The organism is Paenibacillus enshidis (assembly GCF_042136365.1).
GTDB classification, from domain to species: domain Bacteria; phylum Bacillota; class Bacilli; order Paenibacillales; family Paenibacillaceae; genus Paenibacillus; species Paenibacillus enshidis.
The window spans coordinates 1-23,839 of the sequence record NZ_JBHHMI010000041.1 but is presented as its reverse complement, the minus strand read 5'-3'; the positions used below and the strand labels follow the sequence as shown (position 1 = coordinate 23,839).

The window sequence follows — 23,839 nt, the reverse complement described above, 5'->3', positions numbered from 1 at the left end:
GTACGCTCCGCTCCTCAGTCCCTAGCTTCATCCAACCTTCTCGGTGCTGAAAACCTGACTTTTTGAACTCGCACTTTTACGATTTTTTGTTCACGAATAGCTGGTAAAAATGCACGTCCTGCCATTCTCCGAACTTCAATCCAACCTCTTGAAAAGCTCCTATGTAAGCAAAGCCGAATTTCTCATGAAGCCTTCTGCTTGCCTCGTTGCCTCCGACTAGTCCGCTAATTACCGTATGATAACCAAGAGCGGCAGCACGGTTCAGAATATCGGTCATCAGAGCGCTGCCGATTCCGCAGCCGCGAAAGCCGGCGTCGATATAGATCGACAATTCCGTTGAGTAGGCGTATGCCGGTTTGGCCCGGAACGGACTCAGGCAGGCGTAACCGGCAACCTTTCCGTCCAGCTCGGCCACAATCAGCGGATATTTGCCGCCATGGTTGTGGAACCATGTGGTTCGCTCCTCCAGCGTCTGTGCCTCCAGATCAAAGGTCGCTGTGGAATGCAAAACAGCTTCGTTGTAAATCGCGAGCATTTCAGGCAAGTCCTGCAATGTGGCCTCCCGAAGTGTATTCATAAAATTCCTCCAATACGAGATAAGGGCTGAAATCTAGGCTTCGGCTTTGGACAAAGCCAGCAGTGCATCGACATCCAGCAGCGGAATCATGCTCTCCCCAGATGCCGCAAGCGTCGGAAACACCGCCGGGTCAAACTCCTGCTCCCCGTCATTTTCCTGGATATCCGCTTCTTCCACCATCAGGGTGTCAGCAAATTCCTCAGCGAGAATCGCTACCTTATGCCGGCTCAGCAGAATCATTTTGTCCTGCTCCGGTTGCTCAAGCAGCGACAGGTCAAGCATTCTGCGGACATTCAGCACGGTGTGCAGCGATCCTCTTACAGTAATCATACCTTCATGCCATGGCTGGGCAAAGGGCATGGGGGTTCCCTTTTTGGCATTCTGGATTTCTTCAACTTCCTGAAAGTTTATGGCGAACGGCTTGCCGGCCAGTTTGAACAGCAGATACGGCGTCATTTATAGCACACTCCTTTGAAAAATTGTAATATGAGGCCAAGTGACTGCTTCCCGGACATCCTCCGGATGCACGAGATGCTTTTCTATGTATATCGGCACTATGGTTTGTGTAGAGCCAAAAATTCACTATAATATGGTTAGCGCATCAGCGGGTGGGAGGACAGGCCATGGACAAAAAAGAACAGGTCATAATAGAGTTCAGGGACTTATTTAACAAGATGGTTTGGCTTAATAGGATTAAGATGGAAGGCAGTCTTAAGGGTTATAAGCCTTCTGAAGTACATTGTATCGAATACATTGGAAGAAATACAGATTCCAATGTGACAAAACTTGCGGAGTCCTTTTATATGACTAGAAGTGCCATAAGTAAAATAACGAAGAAGCTCATAGAAAAAGGCCTTATCGAAAGCTACCAGAAGCCGGATAACAAGAAAGAGATCTATTTTAGGCTTACTGAGCAAGGGAAAGTTATCGACAAAGTCCATGAGAAACTGCACAAAGAGTTTCAGGAGCGGGATAAAGCCGTATTTGAGCAGGTAACCGAGCAACAATTTGACAGTATGCTTAGCTTCATTGAGAAGTATAGCAGGCATTTGGATGCAGAAATAAAGAAACTGGGTATAGATATGAAGTCAGAATAAATTTGAATAATGAAAATGAAACCACAGGCAGCTGGACTCTATGGAGAACAGACTGCCTTTTTATTGTTGTTATTTTGTTGACAAGGACACAAAATGATGATAATTTAAATGTGTTTCCAAGGAAACAAAATAACAGCTTTTGAGGGGAGAATCTAAGTGTTCAAATTTAGCTCACACAATGAACAGAACAGAGAACAAACCGTAGATAGAAAGGCTTTAATATTCGGTCTTATCTCTGTTTTTCTTTGCGGAATAGGCTTCAGTATCATAACACCTGTCGTCCCATTCCTGGTGCAGCCTTATATAAGCAATCCGGGAGATCAAGCTATAGTTGTTACGCTGCTGACCTCTGTTTATGCAGTCTGCGTGTTTTTTGCGGCACCAGGACTTGGAGCTTTGAGCGACAGATATGGCCGTCGTCCATTACTCTTGGTATGCCTTTTGGGTTCCGCAATCGGATACTTCGTTTTTGGCATAGGAGGGGCTCTATGGGTACTATTTGCCGGGCGTATCATAGAGGGGATAACAGGCGGGAGCATAAGCACGATCTTCGCATATTTTGCAGACATTATTCCTCCGGAACAGAGAACCAAATACTTTGGATGGGCGAGTGCGGTTGTAGGTGTAGGCACCGTCATTGGCCCGACTCTGGGCGGATTACTTGCCAGGTTTGATTATTCTGCACCCATGTACTTCGGGGCGATAATAACTTTATTAAATGTTGTTTATGGATTCTTTTTTATGCCTGAGAGCCTTGACAAGAATCATAGACTGAAGAAGATTGCCTTTGCAAGGCTGAATCCATTCATACAGCTTGTAAACGTACTTTCCATGAAAAGCTTAAAAAGGCTGCTTGTCTCAGCGTTCTTACTTTGGATACCTAACGGATCTTTTCAGGCAGTTTTTTCACAATTTACAATGGATACTTTTAGTTGGAAGCCTGCACTAATCGGACTTATGTTCTCTATTATTGGCGTCCAGGACATCATTTCACAAGGTTTCATCATGCCAAAGCTTTTGATCAAGCTTAGTGATAAACAGATAGCAATGCTTGGAATGGTCTCGGAGATGATAGGCTACAGTCTTATTGCGCTATCTGCTTTGTTCTCATTCTATCCTCTTTTTATCGCGGGAATGTTTATATTTGGTTTTGGTGATTCGATCTTCGGTCCTTCATTCAATGGGATGCTCTCCAAGTCTGTCGATTCTAGTGAGCAAGGAAGGATTCAAGGAGGCAGCCAATCTATTCAGGCTTTAGCAAGAATGATTGGGCCTATCATTGGAGGTCAGATCTATGTATCACTTGGCCATGCCGCACCCGCTTTTATGGGTATGATTCTTATAACAGCGGCAATACTAGTTTTGTATAAGGGTAGATATGCAAATATGTAAACCACCTACTTTATAACTCAACTTTCGCAGCATGAAATCGGCAAACAGGCCCTGAGATAACGGGGTAAAACGGAGAGCTACTGCTGGGGTTGACGCTGAATCAAAGCAGACCGCTTTTTGCTAGCTTTGTTGGGAGAAGAAGATTCGCCCCCCTCAGAGTCTAGTAGCCAGAGTGAGATGGGTGTCTATAGGGTGGTGTCTGGTGTGTGGTGTCCGTTGCCTGGTGCTTGGTGCTTGGTGCCTCTCCATACAGCCTTGCACGATTATCCCTTTTGATCAGAATGCGGGGGTTGGAGGTTCGGGGGCCTAGGGGAAGGAATAAAGAGAAACGAGATAAGAAAAAAGAGGCAGCTCAAGTGGGATGTTTGGCTTGAAATAGGAACATGTGTTTGGTATAATAAAAAAAGAACTTACGTTCGTATATTATGGATTCGGAGGCGAGCAGACATGGAAGTCCAGGCGGAAACGGAACTTCAACCCTTTAGCCGTCGTTATCACAGCGAGCAGGCCTGCATGGAGGCATTGATCGCGATGAAGTGGCCGAACGGCTTCGTCTGCCCGCGTTGCGCTCACACCCGCTGCAGTCGTCTGACTTCCCGGCGCATCCCCATGTTCGAGTGCGCCAGGTGTGCGCATCAAACGTCGGCTTTGGTCGGCACGATTTTTGGACGAACGCATCTCCCCTTGACCAAGTGGTTCCAGGCGCTGGAGTTGTTCCTGCTCCCCGATGGCATCTCGGCGATGCGGCTGAGCCAGGTGATCCAGGTCACCTACAAGACCGCCTGGGCAATGCTTCATCGAATCCGCCATGCTATCGGGGAGTTCGATGCCCTGGAGCTGCTCTGCGGAGACGTGAAGGTGAACAGCGACCTGTATGGGTGTAATCCGTCCCGGCCTCAGTTTTCTCATCCGCATGCTTCGGCGGTCGTAGCCGGGTGCACGGTCACGGAGTCGGGCGAGCCGGAGCAGGTCAAAATCCGCCTAGTCCCGCAGAAGAAGGGAGAGGGGCAAAGAGCAAATCGGCACGAACTCGCTGCGTTCATCAACGAACAGGTAGATGTCCGTGCATCGGCGGTACAATCGTTCCTTCAAGCCTATCGACTGTATACGCCCTTGCGGAAAGTAGTGAGAGAGGCGTGGAAATCGCTGAAGAGTATGTATGTAGCCTTAGGAACAAAGCATCTGCAGGCGTACTTCAATGAGTACACCGGACGCCGCCGACTGCGCCTGCCCGAAGGGGAAGAAACGCACCTGTCCGGAGCGGAAGGAACGATGTGGCAGAAGTTACTGTACATCGGCGTGGCGATTCCGGCGATCCCTTACCGCCAACTGATCGCACGCCAACCGGTTCAGCCTCTTGCGGCTGCGGCCTGATCGCAGGGTTTGAACGAGGAAAGGTGAGCATAAGGTACGTCGCTTGATCGGTGTGGGTTAGCATGAACGAGAAAATTGGAAAAATTCAGGTTCAAGCGGCAACGAGGACCAGGGGCTTTTTATTTTTTCGGTGCCTTGCTCCGCTCCCTTCCTTCTCTCCTGGTCGGTTTCACATCACCTAAACGCTCTGCTTTCTCCTAAGAACCTCGAACCGATCTGCTTCTCCATAAGGCACAATCAAAAAAATAATAGACCCATTCGATGGTCCTGAATAGCGTAACAACAGGCATTTTCGCGCCTCATTTGCTCCGTTTTTTCTTTAACGTGCCTAAAGTGTATTTTCGGTTCCCGGTTTTCTGTTTTTCTGTACCTGATCCAACGGGATAATCGTGCAAAGCTCCTGAAAAGCGAGTATCACATGTCTTGCCACGATCGGCAGACGGCCCGACTGTCAAGCACTAGAAGGGGATTCGAATTCCTCAGAACCCAGTAGCTACAAAGGTTTAAGTGGATTTGGGCTCTGTGAAAGTCGAGTTTATAAGTTTATTGATCGTCGGCACTGCATCGAACAGCTCGCGTGTATAGGGATGGAGCTCGGATGAAACGAGCCGGCGGCTGTCGGCCACGACATCGACAATCCGTCCTTCCTGCATGACGGCAATCCGTTCACAGACTTGCTGCACGACCGCCAAATCATGCGAAATAAAGATTGCGCTGACCCCGGTCTCCTGGCGCAGGGTGGATAGTAGCTCCAGAATCTGCCGCTGACTGGATACATCCAGGGCTGAAGTCGGTTCATCAAACACGATCACCTCCGGGTAAATGCTGATCGCACGGGCAATCATTACCCGCTGCAGTTGACCACCACTCAGCTCATGAGGGTATTTGGCAGCCATAGCAGGAGAGAGTCCCACACGCTCCAGCTGTCTGCCGATTTCTGCTGCCATATGCCGCCTTGGCATAAGCTTGTAGTTGAGAAGCGGCTCGCACAGAAACTCGCCGATGCACATGCGGGGTTGGAACACGGAGCCCGGCTCCTGAAACACAAGCTGAATTTGCCTGTAATGCTGCCTCAGCGCTTCGCCCCGCAGGCTTGTTACATCCTGCTGCCCATACAATATCCCGCCGGAGGTGACTGGCTCCAGGTGGGCGATGCAGCGTGCTAACGTACTCTTGCCACTTCCGCTTTCGCCGACAATCCCCAGCCATTCTCCCGGCTGCAGTACCAGATCGACCGCCTGCAATGCGGGGACATTTTTTCCGCCGGGCAGAAGATAGGTCTTGGTCAATTGCTGCAGTTCAAGCACGTTCATTTTCTCCTTTCCCCCCAGCCGGTATTTCCGGTAATTGTTTCTCCAACTTGTGCGATGCATGCAATTCCGCCACTTTTAACTCAGGTACTGCGGCGAGCAATTCACGGGTATACGGATCACGCGGCCCTTGGAGCACTTGGGCGGTACTTCCCCACTCCAGCAGTGCCCCTTCTTTCATAATGCCCACCTTATCTGCGATAGTAGCCGCAATCGCCATATGATGAGTGACCAGAATCATGCCTGTCTGCTGGTGGTCACGAAGCATTCCGAGCTGCTCCAGCACCTTGGCTTGTGCCAGCACATCCAGCGCGCTGGTCGGTTCATCCGCCAGCAGCAGCTTCGGCTGCAGAGTCATGGCCATAGCAATGGCCGTCCGCTGCTTCATGCCTCCACTGAGCTGATTCGGGTAGGCCTTCATGACACGCTCCGGGTCCTTTAGCCCAATCTCTTGCAAATGCTGCAGAGCGAGTTGATAAGCCTCACGTTTCGATAGGCGCAAATGGCTGCGAATGACCTCGATATATTGACTTTCAATTTTACGGATAGGATTCAAATAAGCGCCGCTGTCCTGAAATACCATCCCGATCTGCCGTCCACGGATGGTTTCCCAGCCTCGTCCTTTCAGCCCGGTAAGCGAGAGACCATCCAGCGTAATATTTCCTGCTGTGATACGGCCCCCAGCCCCTAGCAGGCCGATCATGGCCCGCAGCAGGGTAGATTTGCCGCTGCCGCTCTCGCCGACAAGAGCAACAACCTCACCGGGCTTCACGGATAGATTCACGTCGTGCAAGGCAGGCCGCTCATTGGCGGAATAGCTGACACTCAGATGGTCCACACGCAGCAGTGCATCCGCTGCCTCAGCCTGATCACGGATGCTGTCAGCGGACGCTCTCATCATTGCTGCCACCGAATATTGCGATCCAGCAAATAGAAATCAATCGGATACATCGCAGCCCCTGTAACCAAGCTTTTGCTCACAATGTTGATTGGCGTGTAGGTCACGAACAGGTAAGGCGCGTCATCCAGAATCATTTGCTGCGCCTTGGCGGCAATCTCGTATCGCTGCTCAGTCTCGAATTCCGAGGACAGGCTGTTGATTAATTTGTCCAGCTCAGGGTTGCTGTAGCCTCCGATATTCCACTCCGCACCGGTCTTGAAGTAAAAGTCCAGAATATACTGCGGGTCTCCGGTAATCCCTGTATTGATGCTGGTCAGCGCCAGATCGAAATTGCCGCTCTTCTGCGCATCCGTCAAATCCTCATAAGAGGTCAGCTCCAGGCCAACACCAAGCTCTTTCAGTTGGGATTGCATCGCCTCCGCGACGATGGAATCGGACTCATATGAGGCATTCAGAATCAGCCGGAGGGAGAGCTTCCGCCCATCCTTTTCCCGGATACCGTCACCATCACGATCCTCATAGCCTGCTTGGCTCAGCAGCTTTTTAGCCTGCTCAGGATCATAGGTATATCCTGTAATCTGGTCATAGCCAAAAGGCAGCGCCGAAGTGAACGGTCCTTTGGCTGCCTTCCCGCCCACAAGGGTACCCGCATACATTTCCCGGTCAATGCCGTAGGAGATTGCTTTGCGGACTGTGATATCGCTCAATGCCGGATTCTTGTAGTTGAACCAGACAAATTGGGTACGCAGACCCGGAATCTCATCAATCCTGTAACGGGAGCTGTCCTGGAACAGAGGCAGTTGGCTGCGGCCTACATTGCTGGCTACATCAATCTCCCCGGATTGCAGGGCCATCGCTCTGGTATTATCGTCGGCTATGTATTTGAACGTAATGCTCTGCACCTCGGCTGCACCGCCCCAATAGCCTTCATATCGCTTCGTCTCAATCTTCTGCTCCGGTGTATAGGAAGTAACCATATATGGGCCAGTGGCAATCGGCTTTTGGGCAAAAGCAGACGTATCCGCAGTGGTATCCACGATGACAAACAAAGGCTCAGCAATGTTGCCTGGCAAGGATGCGTAAGGTTCGCTGGTGCGGATCGTCAGGTTCTGGCCTTCGGAACTCATCGAAGCGATCGGGAGCGTGGACTTGCCGCGCGGGTTCAGAGAAAGAGAGCGTTCGAGCGATTTCTGCACCGCCTCCGCTGTCACCGGCTTTCCGTTATGGAAGGTCACCCCTTCACGGATATGGAATAGCCAGGTCTTATCATCCTGACGCTCCCAGCGATCTGCGAGCTTGGGAACCATCTGCATCTTCTCATCGAACTGGATGAGCGTCTCACCGATGGCCGCGCGCGTCAGCGTCCAGCCGTTCCATTCCTCTGCCGGATCAAGATTTGTCCCCAGCCAGAACAATGCCACATTCAGGTGCGTGCCTGCAGTTGCTTCATTTCCTGTTGCCGCAGACCCCGCAGCTCCGGCAGCTTGTGTACTCTCTGCACCGCCAGAGCCGGAATTGCCCGCCGTTCCCCCTCCACATGCAGACAGCAGCAGCACCATCAACACCCATACAGACATACTTCCAAATCGATTCGTGTAAAAAGCTTTGTCCCGCCTCTTCATTATATCTCTCCTCATGCTAGCGCTTATGTCTGGGATCAAGCACGTCACGCAGGCTGTCCCCCAGCAGATTAAAGATCATGACCGTGCCAAAAATAGCAAGACCCGGATAAATCAGCAGCCAGGGTGCGGTCTGCATATATCTTCGTCCTTCGTTCAACAGTGCTCCCCACTCCGGCTCCGGCGGCTGTGCGCCAAGTCCGAGAAAGGACAAGCCAGAGATGGACAATAACATGCCGCCGATATCCATCATCGCCATGACGATTAGCGGTGGCAGCACATTGGGCAGAATATAGCGCGCCAGAATACGGACAGGCCGTGCCCCGCCGAGCGCAGCGGCAGTGATGTATTCCTTCTGCTTATGCTGAATGACCAGACTGCGCACCATGCGGGCATATTTGGCCCACCACACGACAGAGAGTGCCACTACGGTATGAATCAGGCCGGGACCAAGCATGCCCGCAACCGCAATGGCAAAAATAATACCCGGAAACGCCATCAGTGTGTCCGCGAGCCGCATAAGCACGCTATCCACCCATTTGCCCGCATAACCTGCCAGAACACCAATCGTCACGCCAATCGCAGCCACAACCGCAACCAAAATGAAGGTCATGAGCAGCGAGGTCTTTGCCCCGTACAGCACCCGTGACAGCACACAGCGTCCCAGTTGATCCGTTCCCAAGGGGTACTGCCTGTCCGGAGGCTGCAGCACCTTCGTGAAGTCCGTTGCAAAGGGATCATGGGGAGCCAGTAAAGGTGCAAATATGGCCAGCACCAGCCATAGTCCGGCCAGTCCTAACCAGATGGAGAATAGCCGCTGCTGTATCCATAACTGTGCCAGTTGCTGTATCAGCATTCTCATTTATACGTCCTCTCCAAGTCTGAGCCGTGGGTCCCGGATATGTGTCCATACATCCACGACCAAATTAATAGATACATAGATGACGGCCATCCAGATGACATAGCCCTGAATCAGCGGATAGTCGCGTGCGATGATCGCCTCCAGCGCCAATTGGCCCACACCCGGCCAGCCGAACACACTCTCTATGATCGCTGCGCCGCCAAGTAAAGCGCCTGCAGACATCCCGAGCAAAGTCATTAACGGCAGCAGCGCATTTGGCAGAACATACCGCAGCATGATCGTGCCCTCCCGTACACCGCGCGCCTTGGCCCCGATCACATAATCCTGGGACATTTCCTCCAGCAGCACCGTGCGAATCTGCCTGCTATACTGCGCAATCAACGGCACAGCCAGCGTGCAGGCCGGGAGGATCAGGCTGCGGACTCCTGAACGTCCCATGACCGGCAGCAGCTGCAGCTTAACTGCGAAAATCAGCATTAGTAACAGCCCCAGCCAGAAGCTTGGCATAGACAGCCCTGCAAAGGAAAACACACGGATGAAATAATCCTTTGCACGATTCGGTTGCATAGCAGCTGTCATCCCCAGTGGAAAGGAGATCAGCACCACCAGCAGCAGAGCGGCACCGGCAAGCTCCAGCGTAGCAGGCATTCTGGACAGCAGGATCTCTGTCACCGGATATCCGTATTTATAGGACATGCCAAAATCACCGGTCAGCGCATGCAGGACCCATGAGCCATACCGAACAAGGAAAGGCTCGTCCAGCCCCAGCTCCGTCCGCACCTGTGCAACCAGTTCCTCTGAGGGAGTAACTCCGGTAGACATCAGCATCAATCGTGCAGGATCACCCGGCGACAGGTAGGTGAGCAGGAAGGTCAGGAACGAAATGCCCAGCAGCACGGCGGCCAGTTGAAGCAATCTATGGACAATATATCGGCTCACGCCATTCGCCGTCCTCTCCTGAGGGTAGTAAATACTGTTGCATAGCAGCATTTTGAAAATACACAAGCAAAAAAGCGGCTTTTCCCGCACCGAAACGGAAAAAAGTCGCTCCAAATAGACAGATTTTCAATGAAAATCGGACTCCTGTAACACCTTCCTATCTTCCGTAGGCATTGCTGTGTTGTTGAACGGGCAGGTCTCCTGGCTCCAGAATCATCATCCTTGCAGCGGCCTTCCCGGGTTATGACCCGGTGGCACTTGCTGCGACTCCTCTGTTACAGTGGCGGGACCGCGCCGGTATTGCACCGGACTTCCCTTTTAAGCAGCCATCCTTGTAGATGGAGCACCCAGTTCCATGTATGCAGTTGATATGTTTTACAAGTGTAAAGCAGCCTCATTTCAGTATAACGGGCGTGCTTGAAATGGGCAAAGCTTTTCTGCTTCTTTTACTTTGCAGCTGGCCAAGTTCAAGACTGCGCTGTTCCATCGGGCTTTTTACGTTGCATGAATCTCTATGACTGCGTATAGTATATGTGTAAGCTTATACCTTCTAAGGAGTGAATCATCATGGCTCGTACCAAAACCCAAAAAGCCATATCCCAGGCAGAGCGTGCGGGAAAACGCAGCTTTGCGGACAACCGGAAAACGAACGATCAGTACGGCGCTCTGTCGCAGCATGTACGAACCACCACCACCAGGCTGGAAAAACTGCATAAATTAAAGCATAAAAAGCGGATCGGAGACGATGGCGCTTTTTTTCGTTTTGAGGAAATTTTGGCGTAACTCTGCTACAGCAGGGCGGAAAGATGGTATCCTATGTATAATCCTTACCGTACAGGAGTGAGCCGTCATGACATTAGCCCGCACCGGAGAGATCATTCCCAGAGAGAAAGTGAACCTGGACAAAAAATACCCGATTTACATTGCAGACACCATCGGCGTCAGCTCCCCTTACCAGAAGCTGCACTGGCATGATGTGCTGGAGATCAATTATATTAAGTCCGGCTCCGGGTACTACATCATTAATGGCAAAAGATTTGAATTCCGGCAGGGAGACATTCTGCTGATCAACTCCAATGATCTGCACTGCGCGTATGAAGTGAAGGATCTTGTCATCATGGTCATTGAGTTCGATATGTCCTGGTTTGTCAGCAGCCTGCGTTATGATCCGGAGATTCTGTCCCCATACAAGGATATGGGCAGCCATTTCACCAACCTGCTTGACCGCACTTCGCCGCATATCGGGGAGCTGCGTACGCTTTTGCTGGAGATGCAGCAGGAGCATGAGCAAGCCCGTCCATCGTATATTTCCCTGGTGTATTCCCACTTGCTGCGCTTTCTTTCCTGTGTGAACCGTTATTTCCGTCTGGAAGACGCCAGACAGTGCAGCAGTGCCAACGTCAGCTCACTTCAGCTTGAAAAAATGCGTCAAGTCATCCACGCCATGGAAGAAAAGCTTTCCCACCCCTGGACCCTGGAGGAGCTTGCTGCCATTGTTTACCTCAGTCCGTCCAGGTTCAGCGATATTTTCCGCCGGGCTGTCGGCACTTCCCCCCTGGAATACCTGATTCAGCTCCGATTGGAGCATGCGCTGATGCTGCTGGAGCAGACGCAGATGAAGATCATGGATGTCGCCATGGAATGCGGCTTTCGCAGCCTGTCCAATTTCAATCATTTGTTCAAAAAGCACATCGGCCAATCCCCGAAACATGCCAGAATGCGTCAGCATCATACCCCCACGCTTCAAAAATAGCCATTTTCTAATAAAATATCACTCACAGTTGACACTGGAAGATAGAGTTCCCCCTCATCGGGCCAATATAATTAAAAAACCAGTAAGATAACGTAACTTTACAGACGTTTAACAGAAGAAATGTATTGTTTTCGCCCTGTAAAATAAGAAGAAAAGACAGGTTGCCTGACGCGGTTCTAACAAACAGAAACCGCAGAGTTCCTGTTAAAAGGGGGGGGCGTTTCTGCAGAGTGGCGTTCGTACGGAGCGGCAATTGGCGGCCAACCCGAACAGCGAAGCCTATCGAAAGCCGGGACGGTTGGTCAGATTTGCCCGGCAGTGGGAAATTCAGCTGATGGTTGTGCCTGCGCTGCTTTTCATTATCGTGTTCAGCTACGTCCCGATGTACGGGGTGCTAATGGCCTTTCAGGATTACAACATGTTCAAAGGCTTTCTGGCAAGTCCGTGGGTAGGCTTCAAGCATTTCGAAATGTTCTTCCATGCACCCGAGTTTTGGAAGATCATAAGGAACACCGTTGTCATCAGCCTGCTGAAGCTGCTGGTCGGCTTCCCTGCGCCCATTATTCTCGCGTTGATGCTGAACGAGATTCGCAGCCGGGTATTCAAAAGGACGATTCAGACGATCAGCTATCTTCCTCATTTTCTGTCCTGGGTCATCGTTTCCGGCTTTGTCGTATCCTTGCTGTCTACAGATAACGGCAGCCTCAACATTGCGCTGATGAAATTGAACCTGATCGAAGCACCCATCAATTTCCTGTCGTTGCCCGAATACTTCTGGACCATCCTGGTGACCACCGGAGTCTGGAAGGAGATCGGCTTCGCCTCCATCGTCTATCTGGCGGCCATTGCGGGTGTTAATCCGCAGCTGTATGAAGCCGCAGCGATGGATGGGGCAAGCCGTCTGCGGCAAATCTTTTCGATTACGATTCCCTCCATTATGCCGGTCATTATCGTATTTATGATTCTCGCCATCGGCAATCTGCTGAATGCAGGCTTTGACGACATCCTGCTGCTTGGCGCAAATCCGGTGCTGCGGGATGTAGGGGATGTTATCGATACCTACGTGTATCGGGTGGGGATACAGAATTCGCGTTATTCGTATGCCACTGCTGTCGGATTATTCAAGGCGCTGATCAGTGTCGGCCTGTTGGCAGCCGCCAACTATGCTGCTCGCAAATCCGGCAATAGCCTGTGGTAAACCGGACGTGGTCCGGGAGATTCGGCAGAGAGGAGGAGATGCATGAAGCTGACCCTGGAAGACAAGGTGCTGACGTTTATCATCTATGTTTTGCTGACATTGCTCGGATTCGCTGCCTTTTATCCGTTCTGGAACGCGGCGGTCATCTCGTTCAATGACGGCAACGATACGCTGCGGGGAGGCGTTACCTTTTGGCCCAGAGCCTTTACGCTGGAGAACTACGCGGTTGTGTTCAAGGATAAGCGGCTGATCGACGGGTTTATCATTTCGGTGCTGCGGACGGTGATCGGGACCGTTCTGTCGATACTTGCGACAGCCGTCTTTGCCTACGGCATGACCAAGCGGGAGCTGATGGGGCGTAAATTTTATATGATTGTCTGCATCATCACCATGTACTTCAGCGGAGGACTGATTCCGACCTATCTGCTTATCCGTGAGCTGCACCTGATTGATACGTTCTGGGTCATGATTATTCCCGGCATTATCAGCGTATGGAACATGATTATTTTCCGGACATTTTTTATGGGCATGCCGGACGGTCTCGATGAATCGGCGCGGATTGACGGCTGCTCGCACTGGGGCGTATTTTTCCGCATCATTCTGCCGCTGTCGGGGCCGGTGCTGGCGACCTTGTCCCTGTTTACCGCAGTCTATCATTGGAATGACTGGTTCGCCCCCAGCATTTATATCACCAATCTGGACCTGTTGCCCATTCAGACCAAGCTGCAGCAGATTCTCAATTCAAACATCATGAAAGAGCAGATGTCCCAAATGGATTCTGCGGCGGCAAGCCATTTGAATCAGATGAAGAGTGTAACCACCAAGTCGCTCTCCATGGCTACGATGATGGTGGCCACCGTACCGATCCTGCTTGTGTATCCGTTTGTGCAGAAATACTTCGTTAAAGGGGTCATGATTGGATCATTGAAGGAGTAGCCTGGCAGCCGGCGGCGCTTCATTCATTCTCTGCAAGTGCATACAAGGGGGAAGGTACCATGGATGGTTGGAAAAAGAAAGCGCTCTTGTATTTTCTGTCAGTCATGCTTGTCATGATGCTCGGTTTGACCGGATGCTCGGGTTCAGGTGGCGGCGAGGAAGGTCCCTCAACCGCTAAAGGTGAACCGGTAACGCTAGGTACGGATCCGTTAGCCTTTTCGTTCTACGGTCATTATGACTGGTATACGATGCCGGTATGGGGCGAGGATATAGCCACCAAGTGGATTCAGGAAAATAAAAAGGTAACCGTTGAACCCATCAGCTCAGGCGGCAACGCCAAACAGAAGCTGAGCACCATGATCGTCTCGGGCGAGCTGCCTGACGTCATCTGGCTGGAACGGGGTCCTGATGTAGAGAAGCTGCGTGCGGCGGGCATGCTGGTTCCGTTTGATGACTATCTCGATAAATATCCCAACCTGAAGAAATGGGCGGGAGAATCTACGCTGGATATGCTGCGTTCCCCGGATGGCAAGCTGTATCAGTTCCCGAACTGGTATACGACACAGCCGAACGGCAACGCGGGGTATGTAGTGAACAAGAAGATTTATAACGAGCTGGGTTCACCTTCGCTGGAAACCACGGATGATTTTTATGCCTACCTGAAAATGGTGAAGGAGAAATACCCTGATGTCATTCCGTTTGAAGTGGGTGAAAAGGCGAACGGAGTGGATATCCTCACCACTGCCTTTGCCGAAAAACGCCCGTATCTGTTTAACAGCATGATGGCCGTGCCAAACGGGGAGCAGCTGACCTCCATTTTTAAAGATCCGGCTTATCGTGAAGGCCTGCAGCTGGCGAATAAGCTGTACCGGGAAGGATTGATCACCCAGGATGCGTTCACCCAGAAGCCGGAACAAATTGAGCAAAAGATCCGCAACGGTCAGGTTGCCGTATATGCCGCATCCAGTCCGACCGAGTATGGGGCGATCGGAAATGCGATACTGTCAGCCGAAGACCCGGAGGCAGGCTATTTCATGATCTGGCCGATCCGCAAGCAGGGCCTTGATAAGAATAATATTTTCCCTGGAGATTATAAGCAGCAGGGCTGGAACGTAAGCGTCATTACCCAATCGGCGAAAAATCCGGAGGCCATCTTCGCCTTCCTGGACTGGATGACAGGACCCGAAGGGCAGCGGATTATTATGTGGGGACCTGAGGGCACGTTCTGGGACGGTGCTGACGAGGACGAAGCTCCGCTGTTTACGGAGAAATACGTTAATGATACCAAGGCCCGTGACGAGTTCATGAACTCAACCGTGAATCTCCAATGGGTCGGCAATACGGTGTATGTAGATAATTCAAAGATGAAATTCGAAAAGACATTGCCGCCTGAAAAGCAAAACTGGGAGTCGCGGTGGCAGTCAGAGATAACATGGAAAACACAATATAACACGACGGAATTTACCAACCTTGATCCTGCGGGGGATTCGGATGAGGGCATTGTGGCGCAAAGCGTGCTGGATATTTATGATAAAGCCTTTGCCGCTTCAGTCATGTCCGCCAAATCTGAGGACGAGGTGCTTGCCATACTGGATCAGGCGGAAGCGGACGCGCAGCAGGCCGGGTATGAGCGGCTGCTGAAGTACAAGACAGAAAGATGGCAGGAGAATCTAAGCAAGCTGAAATAGGAGAGAGAGCATTGAACTATTACTTGGGTGTAGACGGTGGTGGCAGCAAAACTCTGGCGGTCGTGTCAGATGAGCAAGGGCGGATCGTGGGCAGGGGCATGAGCGGCTGCGGCAATCATCAGGTTGGAGTGGAGCTTGCCCGCCGCAGCATACGTGAAGCGGCCGCAGCAGCCCTGTCTCAGGCAGGGCTTGTGAAAGAACAGATAGAGTTCGCCATGTTTGGGCTGGCGGGAGCGGACCGCGAAGCAGATTTTCGTATCCTCCGACCGATGATGGCGGAGCTGGAATTTCCGGCCCATGACATTGTATGTGATACGGTCATCGGTCTCAGGGCGGGAACACGGCAGCAGGATGGCGTGGTCGTCGTGTGTGGCAGCGGCACGAACTGTTATGGGGTCAACAAGCAGGGAGAAGCGCTGCAGTGCGGCGGGTTTGGTTATAACTACGGTGACTTTGGAGGTGGTGGTGGCCTCGCGATAGAGGTGTTCCGTACCGTCATCCGGGCCTGGGAGGGCCGGGAGCAGCCAACATTGCTGACCGGAGCTGTGCTGCAGACGCTGGGGTACCCGTCGGTGGAGCGTATGTTCCATGATTTTCTGGATCATGGCAAGGAGATACCGAGATACCTCGCCAAGGTGCTGTTTCAGGTAGCTGAGCATGACGAAACGGCCCGGCGTATTCTGCAGCGGCAGGGAGAAGAGCTGGGCCTCGCGGCATCTACGGTGATTCACAAGCTGGGTATGGCGCAGGACAGCTTTGACCTCGTGCTTGTTGGCAGTGTGCTTACCCGTGGCGACAGCCGGTACGTTATTCCTTATATCGAAAACATTGTGAAGACAGCCGCACCGGGCTGCAGTTTGCGCAGACTGGCCATGGAGCCGGCGGCCGGGGCCGTTCTGCTCGCGATGGAGAGAGCGGGGCACCAGGTTGCCGAGCTGGTATATGAACGTCTGGATGACGGACTGTCGGTCAAGGAGGTTGAAGCATGAGCAAACAGTTGAAAATTGCGGTCATTGGCGGCGGATCATCCTACACGCCAGAGCTGATTGAAGGATTTATACTTAATTATGAAACGCTGCCCGTAACGGAGATTGTGCTGGTGGATATTCCGGAAGGCTTTCACAAGCTAACTATTGTAGGACAGCTGGCTGAGCGCATGATAACCGCGTCCGGTCTGCCGATCAAGCTCAGAATGACCATGGACCGGCGCTCTGCACTGGAGGGAGCCACCTTTGTCTCCACGCAGATGAGGGTAGGTTTGCTCGATGCCCGTGCCCGGGATGAATCCATTCCGCTGAAATATGGCATGATCGGACAGGAAACGACCGGGCCGGGAGGCATGATGAAGGCCCTGCGCACGATTCCAGTGCTGCTGGATCTGTGCAGGGAGATGGAAGAGGTGTGCCCGGATGCCTGGCTGCTGAACTTCACCAATCCGGCGGGCATGGTGACAGAGGCCATCCTCAAGCATTCCCGCATCCGCTCGGTTGGCTTGTGCAATTCACCTATCGGGGCCTATAAATGGCTGTCCTCGCTCTACAATGTGCCGATAGAGCGCATTCACTGTGAATTTGTCGGACTGAATCATCTGCACTGGATCAGCAGGATTACGGTGGACGGCCAATCGAAGCTGGAAGAGCTGCTGGATAACCGGGAAGGCTACTCAGCAAAAAATGTTCCACAGTTCGCGTGGAACGGCACGTTGCTGCAGTCCATCGGGGCCATTCCTTCTTATTATCTGAAATACTTCTATCTGCAGCGTGAAATGCTGGCGGAGCAGATGGAAGCTGCCGCGAAGGGAGAGAGCCGGGCTGAAACCGTGAAGCGGCTGGAGAGCGAGCTGTTCGAAATTTATCAGAATCCGGATTTGAAGGAAAAGCCCAAACAACTGGAGCAGCGCGGTGGCGCCTACTATTCGGAGGCGGCTGTACATTTAATGAATTCTCTGTACAATGATTCCGGAGATACACAAACCCTGAATGTTTCCAATCAAGGGATTTTAAGTTTTCTGCCGGACGACGCCTGTATTGAAGTGAACTGTACGGTCACGAAGGATGGACCGGTGCCACAGCCGGTTACGGTCATTCCGGATGCGGTTAAGGGACTGATCATGGCGGTCAAAACGTACGAGCGGCTCACCATTGAGGCTGCAATCACCGGCGACCGGGGACTTGCGCTTTCGGCGCTGGCCCATCATCCCCTGACCAGTTCCGTCAACGAAGCCGAACGAATGCTTGAAGAAATGCTGGAGCAGAATCAGCAGTATCTCCCGAACTTTTTTCAAAAAATCCATTAAGAAATGGAGCTGTTCGTGATGCAAAAGGACAAAATTCACCAAAGATTGCGCAAAGGGATAGCGATGATACTGGCTTGCAGCAGCTTGCTGCTGGCTGTGCCGGCATCTGCCGCGGGTGCATTTAATGACCCGTTGAACGCATTCAATGATGGCCGATTTTATAAATCGGACGGCTGGGCTAATGGTGATGACTTCGGGGTCTTTTGGAAGGCGAACAATGTGGAATTCAACAATGGCATTATGGCGCTCAGATTGGACAAATCGGGCTGTCCTGCGGGCTGTGAAGGAAAGCCCTATGCTTCGGGAGAGTATGCAACGAATGATAATACGTATGGATATGGACGCGTGGAAGCACGCATGAAGGTGGCGAAAGGAACAGGACTGGTGACCTCGCTGTTCACCTATTATGACCGAGATCCGAATCCGGACGTAAACAGGAATGACGAGATAGACATCGAAATTCTGGGCAAAGATACGACGAAGCTGGAGACCAATTATTATACGAACGGTGTGGGAGAGCACAGTACGGTGATCGATTTGGGATTCGATGCATCACTGGATTTCCATACCTATGCCTTTGAATGGTCTCCGACCTCTATCAAATGGTATGTGGACGGCAAGCTGGTTCATACCGAGAACGGTTCCCGAGGAGAGCTTCCTTCCCATCCGGGCCATATTATGGTGAATTTCTGGGCAGGTGCCAATGATGCGGCTAAATACTGGACAGGAGACTTCGTTTATCCAGGCTCGCCAGTACGCGCATACTATGACTATATTAAATACACACCGGCTCAATAATTAGAAGTCTTGAACAAGCTGATCATTCGGACTGCCCTCCGCGCACTTACAGGACGCGGGGGCAGTTTTTTCTTTCGTTTCCACCGCTTCTATTATTTCTATAGGAGTTTGTATACCCTGTATGCTAAAATAGAGAACATGAGCAAGTGAGCATTCCTGTAACAGATTGCTCATCAGCTTAATTCATAGCTTTTCGCTTGCAGGATATGGAGGGGATAACATGCAGTTAATCGATCAGGAGCTGGTACAGCACAAGATTGACGCCTTAAAGGATCAGGATATATATCTGCACCTTGAAATGACCACGGGAGCATATGCCGCCCACCGGGACAGCACCAAGCATCCTGCAGCCAACTTTATTTCCAATGCCAAAATCCGTTACTCCCACGGATCTATAGCGGGAACCCGCCCCTTCCGTGTCGGATTGAAGACCGATGAAGGCTGGGTATATGCAGAGGGATTGACCCATTGGGACGAGCAAGAGACCGAGCGGCTTATTCTGGCCGGTCATGATGCCCAGGGCAAGCTGGTTGTGGCGCTGCAGCTGAGCAGCACGCCGTTTTGAGAGGAGATGAAGCATTCTATGAATCAGCGTATTCTGGTTATACTTCCTCATCCAGATGATGAGGCTTTCGGCCTGTCGGGAACGCTGGCCAAGCGGATTGCCGAGGGATATCAAGTGACGTACGCCTGTCTGACCCTGGGGGAGATGGGCCGCAATATGGGCGTACCCCCTTTCGCCAATAGAGTAACACTTCCGCAGATCCGCAAGGTGGAGCTTGAGGAATCCGCCCGCGCCATCGGCATTCAGGACCTGCGCATGCTCGGATTTCATGACAAAACGATTGAATTCGAGGATCAGGAACGGCTGGACGGCATGATTCGTGGTCTGTTGGAGGAGCTGAACCCGTCGCTGGTGGTTACCTTCTATCCGGGTTACAGTGTTCATCCGGATCATGATGCAACTGGGGCCGCGGTCATCCGCACCATCCAGAGCTTGCCTGCAGAGCGGCGTCCCGTAGTGCACTGTCTGGCATTTTCGAAAAATTGCCAGCAGGTGCTGGGATCACCTGACGTGCAACATGATGTCAGTGATTACCTGGAACTCAAAATGAGATCCATTCAAGCCCACCGCTCCCAGTTCCAGTTCGAAGATTTCCTCGGCACCAAGAATCCGTCCGATGAGGAGATCAAGTCCCATTTTGGCAAGGAGCATTTTTGGACTTACAAATTTGATGTTTAAGTTAGCCTGGACTGTTCCCGGCCGGGAATAGCCAAAAAGGGGAGCGTATCAGGTCCATTGATCTGGCGCTCCTTTTGTTTAAGATATGGCTTTTCACACTTGTTTATTATCCACAAAATGGTATATGGATTTATCACAATCCTTTCCATCCTTCAGTTCATTCTAACTCCAGAAGAATCAGATCTATTTTTTAATGGTTTGTTACGAAAACAACTCCCGCAAGTTTACGGTATATCATCTGTTGGGGTTATAGCTGTATTCGAGCAGTGGAACAGCTCAGTTATGGGATTGTATAGTAAAAACAAGCGATTGCCCAACAAGAAGGTGGGATCGCTTGTTAACTGGAGAATTTAATCTCCATTGTTTCAAAGTCAGCCTTACATCTTACTCTTATCATAAAATCAATACCCAGTATCCCGTCAAAGCCATAAGGCTCTTGTATTGATCCGAGTTGGATAGGAAAATCATTCAAAGCAAAATGTTCGATTTGAAGCTCAGGGAGCATCTGTTCATAGCAAATTTCACTTGTTCCTCCAACTCCATACATTCGCTTTGCTCTGCCATTTATAAAATCAATGAAAATACCAATCTGAGCAAGCACATCGGTATCAAAAACCGTTGCGGCACATCCTGTATCAAATAAGACGTTCGGTAAAACAATCGATTGGTTATTGTGAGTTAAAGTCAACGAGATAATCGGTAAGCCTTGCTGGAGTTGTATCTTCATGTGCGCTGCCGTATGCCTGAGAAGAACTCTTCTACAATCTCTATATCGCTTCGACTGGTGTGAAATACGTACAACTCTCGTGTCGGATGCAACTTGTGAAAATACTTGTACCCGCTCCATGCTTCTTGCGGGTTATCGTAATCCTGAATAACCGACATATCCTCCAATTGGCGCACACGATTGTTAGAACTTGCTTTAATTGCCTCCACCAGCACAAAACGCCCTGGATGTAATTCGGTAATTTCTCCCCATTTCATAGGCTTCCCTCCGCGTGTTAGCATTTATTTTAGTATATCATAAACTCTGATAGCTGAAGGAAGTGTATGCGATAAAAAAGGTGTGAATACAGTGGTGATGAAGAAAAATTTAGATATCGAAGCAATACTGGACGCAATAAATAAAGACCATCTTGTAGTATTTGTTGGTGCAGGTGTGTCAGCAAACTCTAATTTACCGAGTTGGTCTGGTCTTGTTAAAGAATTGGCATCAGGATTAGGTATTGATAGAGAGATTGGTTCAGATGATTATTTAAAGATTCCACAATATTATTACAATCAAAGAGGTGAAAATGAATATTTTAGAAAGATAATGGATATATTTGATGCACCATTAATCCCCAACATAATACATAATTATATCTTAAAGTTAAAGTCTAGACACATAATAACAACAAATTATGATAATTTAATTGAGCAAGCGATAGAGAAACATTTTATGTTCTATGATGTAGTAAAAGAGGATCTTGATCTTCCTTATTCTACGAATTTTAAGCTAATAGAATCTTACGTCAGGTCGATTTTTATTAACAATACGGTTCTTTTTGTAGGTTATTCACTTCAAGATTATGATTTAAAGTTAATAATGAAAAATTTAGAAGGGATTTTAGGTGAACATTTTCAAAAAGCATACTTGATTGATTCTTCAGATAGTCCTAAGCTTTCGGTGGAAAAAGAATATTTCAAGAACCTTGGTGTCAATTTAATCGATAAATTTGATATTCCAATAGATTTTTGTTATGAAAAATTCCAATCATTTAATAGTTTGAACAAAATCAGAGTAAAAGATTTGGTGACTAAGCTTGATATAGGGAATAAATACTTTTTAGAAGAAGGAGGAGTACCAAAAATCTTACCCAATGAAGAGAATAATATCTTCATTGATCTTCTTGATTGTTTAAATACAATTAAAAAGTCATATAGCCAACAAGAATGGGAGATCAAGCGTAAATATGATTATATAAATTTTACCCTATCAAAATTGAATCTATCAAAAATAAGTGTTGAGGAGCAAACATTCATATTTGAGCCTTCATATAAGAAAGAGCCAAGAATCATTGGGGATGTCTTGTCATGCAATTATTTCTCCATAGATCTTCTAGCCAAACAAGATTATAAAACAATCAATGAATATGAAGACATAATCATTAATGAACTTGGTCAATCAATTTGTTTCTTCATTTGAAAAAACCCACCTTCACATCCTGTCCATAAGGATATGAGGGTGGGTTTTTAGGCTACTTTTTGTTCGTGGAGGTCGCACGAATAGCCGCCTCCAGCCGCCGCATCGCTTCCTCAACAGTAGCGCGGGTACAGCCGAGATTCATCCGCATAAATCCGTCGCCATCCGTACCAAAAGCATCGCCGCTGTTCAAGCCGAGCTTGGCCTCCTCAATGAGGAATGAGCTTAGCTCTTTGCCTTTCAGGCCAAGCGCGCGGAAATCCAGCCACAGCAAATAAGTGCCTTCCGGCCGCCGCACCTTCACCTCGGGCAGATGTCCTTCACAAAAATCGCACACATAATCCATATTTCCGCGCACATGGTCCAGGAGCGCATCCAGCCATTCCGCCCCCTCGCGGTAGGCTGCCTCCGCAGCGGCCAGACCGAGCGGTGTGGCAGAGCCCATCGCATGAATTTCAAGGGCTTTGCTGAATTTCACGCGGAGCTCCTTGTTCGGGATGATCAGATTCGCGGTGTTCAGACCGGCAATATTGAATGTTTTGCTTGGGGCGGTGCAGATCATGCTGCGCTGGGCGGCATCCTCCGACAGGGAGGCGAACGGGATATGGCTTCCTGCTTCGAAAACGAGATCAGCATGAATTTCATCCGATACGACCAGCACATTCCACTTGGCGCAGAGGTCAGCCAGCCGCTGCAGCTCTTCCCTCGTCCAGACACGTCCTACAGGATTATGAGGACTGCACAGAATGAGCAGCTTGATTTTGCCGCCGGCCATTTTGCTTTCCATATCTGCAAAATCCATGCTGTAATAGCCATCCTGCTCCAGCAGCGGGCTGCGTACCAGTTCACGGCCGTGGTTTTCAACGACACTATGAAACGGAGGATACACGGGGGTTTGAATCATCACCTGATCCCCCGGTTCCGTAAACATTTCGACGATCAGACCGAGTGCCGGGACAACGCCTGGACAGAACTGAATCCATTCCTTCTCAATCTTCCAATTATGGCGGTTCTGCATCCAGTTGATAATCGACTCATAGTAGGATGGGGAAGGATATGTATAGCCAAATACCCCGTGCTCCACCCGTTCACGCACGGCGCGGCTGACGGCCGGTGGTGCCTGAAAATCCATATCCGCCACCCACATGGGCAGAACGTCCTCTGTTCCGAATACAGCTGCCCGGTTATCCCATTTATAGGAATTGGAGCGGGTGCGGTCAATATGCAAATTAAAATCCATGTATAGTCCTCCCGTGTAATGTATGTAGGTCTGTTATGTTGAACTCATTTTTTAAGTATAAAGGATTACGGGACTATATGAAAATTTAACATGTTTCCGTGAGAAGTCCCCTTCCTCTGAGCCTACGCTTCCGAAGCGAGTTTTGTTCGAAGTTTACTCAGGAAGCAGCGCTCACAAAACTTTGAGCAGGGGATGAATCTCGGTTAGGCGAAGCCTAAATGCACTTGTCTATTGTATAAGGCTCGTGCTTTCCTCGTCGAATGATTGTGTGGTATGATGGGAATATATGTTCTCGTTAAGGCGGTGACTCTTCGTGCAAATCACGTATCAATTTCGCCTCTACCCGACCCCCGGACAGGAAGAACGCATGATTCGAACGTTGATCTTGTGCCGGAAGCTGTACAATCGGGCGAAGGAGCAACGGGACACCG

Annotated in this window: 25 protein-coding genes and 1 riboswitch; of the genes, 15 read left to right on the top strand and 10 right to left on the bottom strand. The window is 50.3% G+C overall.

Annotated elements, in window-relative coordinates; translation table 11 throughout:
- Window positions 1–76: 76 nt before the first annotated feature.
- Together ACE41H_RS24045 and ACE41H_RS24040 are read right to left on the bottom strand one after the other, a co-directional pair.
- Entirely contained in the window at window positions 77–577 is a 501-nt protein-coding gene (locus tag ACE41H_RS24045; protein WP_375358098.1) for a GNAT family N-acetyltransferase, read from the bottom strand.
- 33 nt (window positions 578–610) lie between these two features.
- Window positions 611–1,033, bottom strand: coding sequence for a chemotaxis protein CheW (locus ACE41H_RS24040; RefSeq protein ID WP_375358097.1), 423 nt, complete (start codon window positions 1,031–1,033; stop codon window positions 611–613).
- Window positions 1,034–1,200: 167 nt separating this feature from the next.
- Here ACE41H_RS24040 and ACE41H_RS24035 point away from each other — a divergent pair, with 167 nt between their 5' ends.
- The 3 genes from ACE41H_RS24035 to ACE41H_RS24025 all read left to right on the top strand — a co-directional run bounded on the left by ACE41H_RS24035 (window position 1,201) and on the right by ACE41H_RS24025 (window position 4,440).
- Window positions 1,201–1,674, top strand: a complete 474-nt coding sequence (locus ACE41H_RS24035; RefSeq protein WP_375358096.1) for a MarR family transcriptional regulator — start codon at window positions 1,201–1,203, stop codon at window positions 1,672–1,674.
- A gap of 156 nt (window positions 1,675–1,830) precedes the next feature.
- Window positions 1,831–3,066, top strand: coding sequence for an MFS transporter (locus tag ACE41H_RS24030; RefSeq protein WP_375358095.1), 1,236 nt, complete (start codon window positions 1,831–1,833; stop codon window positions 3,064–3,066).
- A 447-nt stretch (window positions 3,067–3,513) separates the two neighbouring features.
- On the top strand, window positions 3,514–4,440 hold the full coding sequence (locus ACE41H_RS24025; protein WP_375358094.1) for a transposase: 927 nt from the start codon (window positions 3,514–3,516) through the stop codon (window positions 4,438–4,440).
- A gap of 503 nt (window positions 4,441–4,943) precedes the next feature.
- Here the strand turns inward: ACE41H_RS24025 and ACE41H_RS24020 are convergent.
- The 5 genes from ACE41H_RS24020 to nikB are packed head-to-tail and all read right to left on the bottom strand — an operon-like array spanning window position 4,944 to window position 10,071.
- Window positions 4,944–5,753 (bottom strand): ABC transporter ATP-binding protein, encoded by an 810-nt coding sequence (locus ACE41H_RS24020; RefSeq protein WP_375358093.1) that lies wholly within the window; start codon window positions 5,751–5,753, stop codon window positions 4,944–4,946.
- Window positions 5,740–6,651 carry an ABC transporter ATP-binding protein gene (locus tag ACE41H_RS24015; protein ID WP_375358092.1) on the bottom strand — a complete coding sequence of 304 codons (912 nt, stop codon included), beginning with the start codon at window positions 6,649–6,651 and terminating at the stop codon, window positions 5,740–5,742. The genes ACE41H_RS24020 and ACE41H_RS24015 overlap by 14 nt, the downstream gene beginning before the upstream one ends.
- Window positions 6,648–8,273, bottom strand: a complete 1,626-nt coding sequence (locus ACE41H_RS24010; protein WP_375358091.1) for an ABC transporter substrate-binding protein — start codon at window positions 8,271–8,273, stop codon at window positions 6,648–6,650. The genes ACE41H_RS24015 and ACE41H_RS24010 overlap by 4 nt, the downstream gene beginning before the upstream one ends.
- 16 nt (window positions 8,274–8,289) lie before the next feature.
- The gene (gene nikC / locus ACE41H_RS24005; RefSeq protein ID WP_375358090.1) at window positions 8,290–9,132 is read right to left on the bottom strand and encodes a nickel transporter permease; all 843 of its coding nucleotides are present in this window, start codon (window positions 9,130–9,132) and stop codon (window positions 8,290–8,292) included.
- Complete coding sequence (gene nikB, locus ACE41H_RS24000; protein ID WP_375358089.1) at window positions 9,133–10,071, bottom strand: nickel ABC transporter permease; 939 nt, start codon at window positions 10,069–10,071, stop codon at window positions 9,133–9,135.
- A 174-nt stretch (window positions 10,072–10,245) separates the two neighbouring features.
- A riboswitch (cobalamin riboswitch) is annotated at window positions 10,246–10,438 on the bottom strand.
- 200 nt (window positions 10,439–10,638) lie between these two features.
- Between nikB and brfA the strand changes: the two genes are divergently transcribed.
- The 10 genes from brfA (at window position 10,639) to bshB2 (ending at window position 19,983) form a co-directional block, all read left to right on the top strand.
- On the top strand, window positions 10,639–10,854 hold the full coding sequence (gene brfA, locus ACE41H_RS23995; protein ID WP_375358088.1) for a ribosome rescue factor BrfA: 216 nt from the start codon (window positions 10,639–10,641) through the stop codon (window positions 10,852–10,854).
- Window positions 10,855–10,921: 67 nt separating this feature from the next.
- The gene (locus tag ACE41H_RS23990; protein WP_375358087.1) at window positions 10,922–11,824 is read left to right on the top strand and encodes an AraC family transcriptional regulator; all 903 of its coding nucleotides are present in this window, start codon (window positions 10,922–10,924) and stop codon (window positions 11,822–11,824) included.
- A 334-nt stretch (window positions 11,825–12,158) separates the two neighbouring features.
- On the top strand, window positions 12,159–13,022 hold the full coding sequence (locus tag ACE41H_RS23985) for an ABC transporter permease (RefSeq protein WP_375358101.1): 864 nt from the start codon (window positions 12,159–12,161) through the stop codon (window positions 13,020–13,022).
- Between the two features lie 42 nt (window positions 13,023–13,064).
- Window positions 13,065–13,958, top strand: a complete 894-nt coding sequence (locus ACE41H_RS23980; protein ID WP_375358086.1) for a carbohydrate ABC transporter permease — start codon at window positions 13,065–13,067, stop codon at window positions 13,956–13,958.
- Window positions 13,959–14,017: 59 nt separating this feature from the next.
- A complete protein-coding gene (locus ACE41H_RS23975; RefSeq protein WP_375358085.1) occupies window positions 14,018–15,646 on the top strand; it encodes an extracellular solute-binding protein in 1,629 nt (542 codons plus the stop codon).
- An 11-nt stretch (window positions 15,647–15,657) separates the two neighbouring features.
- Window positions 15,658–16,635, top strand: coding sequence for an N-acetylglucosamine kinase (locus tag ACE41H_RS23970; RefSeq protein WP_375358083.1), 978 nt, complete (start codon window positions 15,658–15,660; stop codon window positions 16,633–16,635).
- On the top strand, window positions 16,632–17,942 hold the full coding sequence (locus ACE41H_RS23965) for a 6-phospho-beta-glucosidase (RefSeq protein ID WP_375358082.1): 1,311 nt from the start codon (window positions 16,632–16,634) through the stop codon (window positions 17,940–17,942). The genes ACE41H_RS23970 and ACE41H_RS23965 overlap by 4 nt, the downstream gene beginning before the upstream one ends.
- Before the next feature lie 63 nt (window positions 17,943–18,005).
- Window positions 18,006–18,740 (top strand): beta-glucanase, encoded by a 735-nt coding sequence (gene bglS / locus ACE41H_RS23960; protein ID WP_445974751.1) that lies wholly within the window; start codon window positions 18,006–18,008, stop codon window positions 18,738–18,740.
- Between the two features lie 220 nt (window positions 18,741–18,960).
- Complete coding sequence (locus ACE41H_RS23955; RefSeq protein WP_375358080.1) at window positions 18,961–19,305, top strand: YojF family protein; 345 nt, start codon at window positions 18,961–18,963, stop codon at window positions 19,303–19,305.
- Window positions 19,306–19,323: 18 nt separating this feature from the next.
- Window positions 19,324–19,983, top strand: coding sequence for a bacillithiol biosynthesis deacetylase BshB2 (gene bshB2 / locus ACE41H_RS23950; protein WP_375358079.1), 660 nt, complete (start codon window positions 19,324–19,326; stop codon window positions 19,981–19,983).
- 337 nt (window positions 19,984–20,320) lie between these two features.
- On the opposite strand, the gene ACE41H_RS23945 is transcribed toward bshB2, so the two are convergent.
- Window positions 20,321–20,710, bottom strand: a complete 390-nt coding sequence (locus ACE41H_RS23945; protein ID WP_375358078.1) for an aspartyl protease family protein — start codon at window positions 20,708–20,710, stop codon at window positions 20,321–20,323.
- Entirely contained in the window at window positions 20,707–20,967 is a 261-nt protein-coding gene (locus tag ACE41H_RS23940) for a hypothetical protein (RefSeq protein ID WP_375358077.1), read from the bottom strand. The genes ACE41H_RS23945 and ACE41H_RS23940 overlap by 4 nt, the downstream gene beginning before the upstream one ends.
- 97 nt (window positions 20,968–21,064) lie before the next feature.
- Here ACE41H_RS23940 and ACE41H_RS23935 point away from each other — a divergent pair, with 97 nt between their 5' ends.
- Window positions 21,065–22,171 (top strand): SIR2 family protein, encoded by a 1,107-nt coding sequence (locus ACE41H_RS23935; RefSeq protein WP_375358100.1) that lies wholly within the window; start codon window positions 21,065–21,067, stop codon window positions 22,169–22,171.
- Window positions 22,172–22,223: 52 nt separating this feature from the next.
- Here the strand turns inward: ACE41H_RS23935 and ACE41H_RS23930 are convergent, their stop codons facing one another.
- Window positions 22,224–23,408, bottom strand: coding sequence for a MalY/PatB family protein (locus ACE41H_RS23930; RefSeq protein ID WP_375358076.1), 1,185 nt, complete (start codon window positions 23,406–23,408; stop codon window positions 22,224–22,226).
- A 313-nt stretch (window positions 23,409–23,721) separates the two neighbouring features.
- Here ACE41H_RS23930 and ACE41H_RS23925 point away from each other — a divergent pair.
- Window positions 23,722–23,839, top strand: a 118-nt coding sequence (locus ACE41H_RS23925) for a helix-turn-helix domain-containing protein (RefSeq protein ID WP_375358099.1), incomplete at its 3' end; no start/stop codon positions are given.

What these genes read in the sequence shown, in the direction of transcription:
- ACE41H_RS24010 (WP_375358091.1), bottom strand. Translation starts at nt 8,273, where the DNA reads ATGAAGAGGCGGGACAAAGCTTTTTACACGAATCGATTTGGAAGTATG.
- bshB2 (WP_375358079.1), top strand. Translation starts at nt 19,324, where the DNA reads ATGAATCAGCGTATTCTGGTTATACTTCCTCATCCAGATGATGAGGCT.
- ACE41H_RS23930 (WP_375358076.1), bottom strand. Translation starts at nt 23,408, where the DNA reads ATGGATTTTAATTTGCATATTGACCGCACCCGCTCCAATTCCTATAAA.
- ACE41H_RS23940 (WP_375358077.1), bottom strand. Translation starts at nt 20,967, where the DNA reads ATGAAATGGGGAGAAATTACCGAATTACATCCAGGGCGTTTTGTGCTG.
- bglS (WP_445974751.1), top strand. Translation starts at nt 18,006, where the DNA reads ATGATACTGGCTTGCAGCAGCTTGCTGCTGGCTGTGCCGGCATCTGCC.
- nikC (WP_375358090.1), bottom strand. Translation starts at nt 9,132, where the DNA reads ATGAGAATGCTGATACAGCAACTGGCACAGTTATGGATACAGCAGCGG.
- ACE41H_RS23965 (WP_375358082.1), top strand. Translation starts at nt 16,632, where the DNA reads ATGAGCAAACAGTTGAAAATTGCGGTCATTGGCGGCGGATCATCCTAC.
- ACE41H_RS24020 (WP_375358093.1), bottom strand. Translation starts at nt 5,753, where the DNA reads ATGAACGTGCTTGAACTGCAGCAATTGACCAAGACCTATCTTCTGCCC.
- ACE41H_RS24035 (WP_375358096.1), top strand. Translation starts at nt 1,201, where the DNA reads ATGGACAAAAAAGAACAGGTCATAATAGAGTTCAGGGACTTATTTAAC.
- ACE41H_RS24040 (WP_375358097.1), bottom strand. Translation starts at nt 1,033, where the DNA reads ATGACGCCGTATCTGCTGTTCAAACTGGCCGGCAAGCCGTTCGCCATA.
- ACE41H_RS24045 (WP_375358098.1), bottom strand. Translation starts at nt 577, where the DNA reads ATGAATACACTTCGGGAGGCCACATTGCAGGACTTGCCTGAAATGCTC.
- ACE41H_RS24015 (WP_375358092.1), bottom strand. Translation starts at nt 6,651, where the DNA reads ATGATGAGAGCGTCCGCTGACAGCATCCGTGATCAGGCTGAGGCAGCG.
- ACE41H_RS23985 (WP_375358101.1), top strand. Translation starts at nt 12,159, where the DNA reads ATGGTTGTGCCTGCGCTGCTTTTCATTATCGTGTTCAGCTACGTCCCG.
- ACE41H_RS23975 (WP_375358085.1), top strand. Translation starts at nt 14,018, where the DNA reads ATGGATGGTTGGAAAAAGAAAGCGCTCTTGTATTTTCTGTCAGTCATG.
- ACE41H_RS23980 (WP_375358086.1), top strand. Translation starts at nt 13,065, where the DNA reads ATGAAGCTGACCCTGGAAGACAAGGTGCTGACGTTTATCATCTATGTT.
- ACE41H_RS24025 (WP_375358094.1), top strand. Translation starts at nt 3,514, where the DNA reads ATGGAAGTCCAGGCGGAAACGGAACTTCAACCCTTTAGCCGTCGTTAT.
- ACE41H_RS23945 (WP_375358078.1), bottom strand. Translation starts at nt 20,710, where the DNA reads ATGAAGATACAACTCCAGCAAGGCTTACCGATTATCTCGTTGACTTTA.
- ACE41H_RS23935 (WP_375358100.1), top strand. Translation starts at nt 21,065, where the DNA reads ATGAAGAAAAATTTAGATATCGAAGCAATACTGGACGCAATAAATAAA.
- ACE41H_RS23955 (WP_375358080.1), top strand. Translation starts at nt 18,961, where the DNA reads ATGCAGTTAATCGATCAGGAGCTGGTACAGCACAAGATTGACGCCTTA.
- brfA (WP_375358088.1), top strand. Translation starts at nt 10,639, where the DNA reads ATGGCTCGTACCAAAACCCAAAAAGCCATATCCCAGGCAGAGCGTGCG.
- ACE41H_RS23990 (WP_375358087.1), top strand. Translation starts at nt 10,922, where the DNA reads ATGACATTAGCCCGCACCGGAGAGATCATTCCCAGAGAGAAAGTGAAC.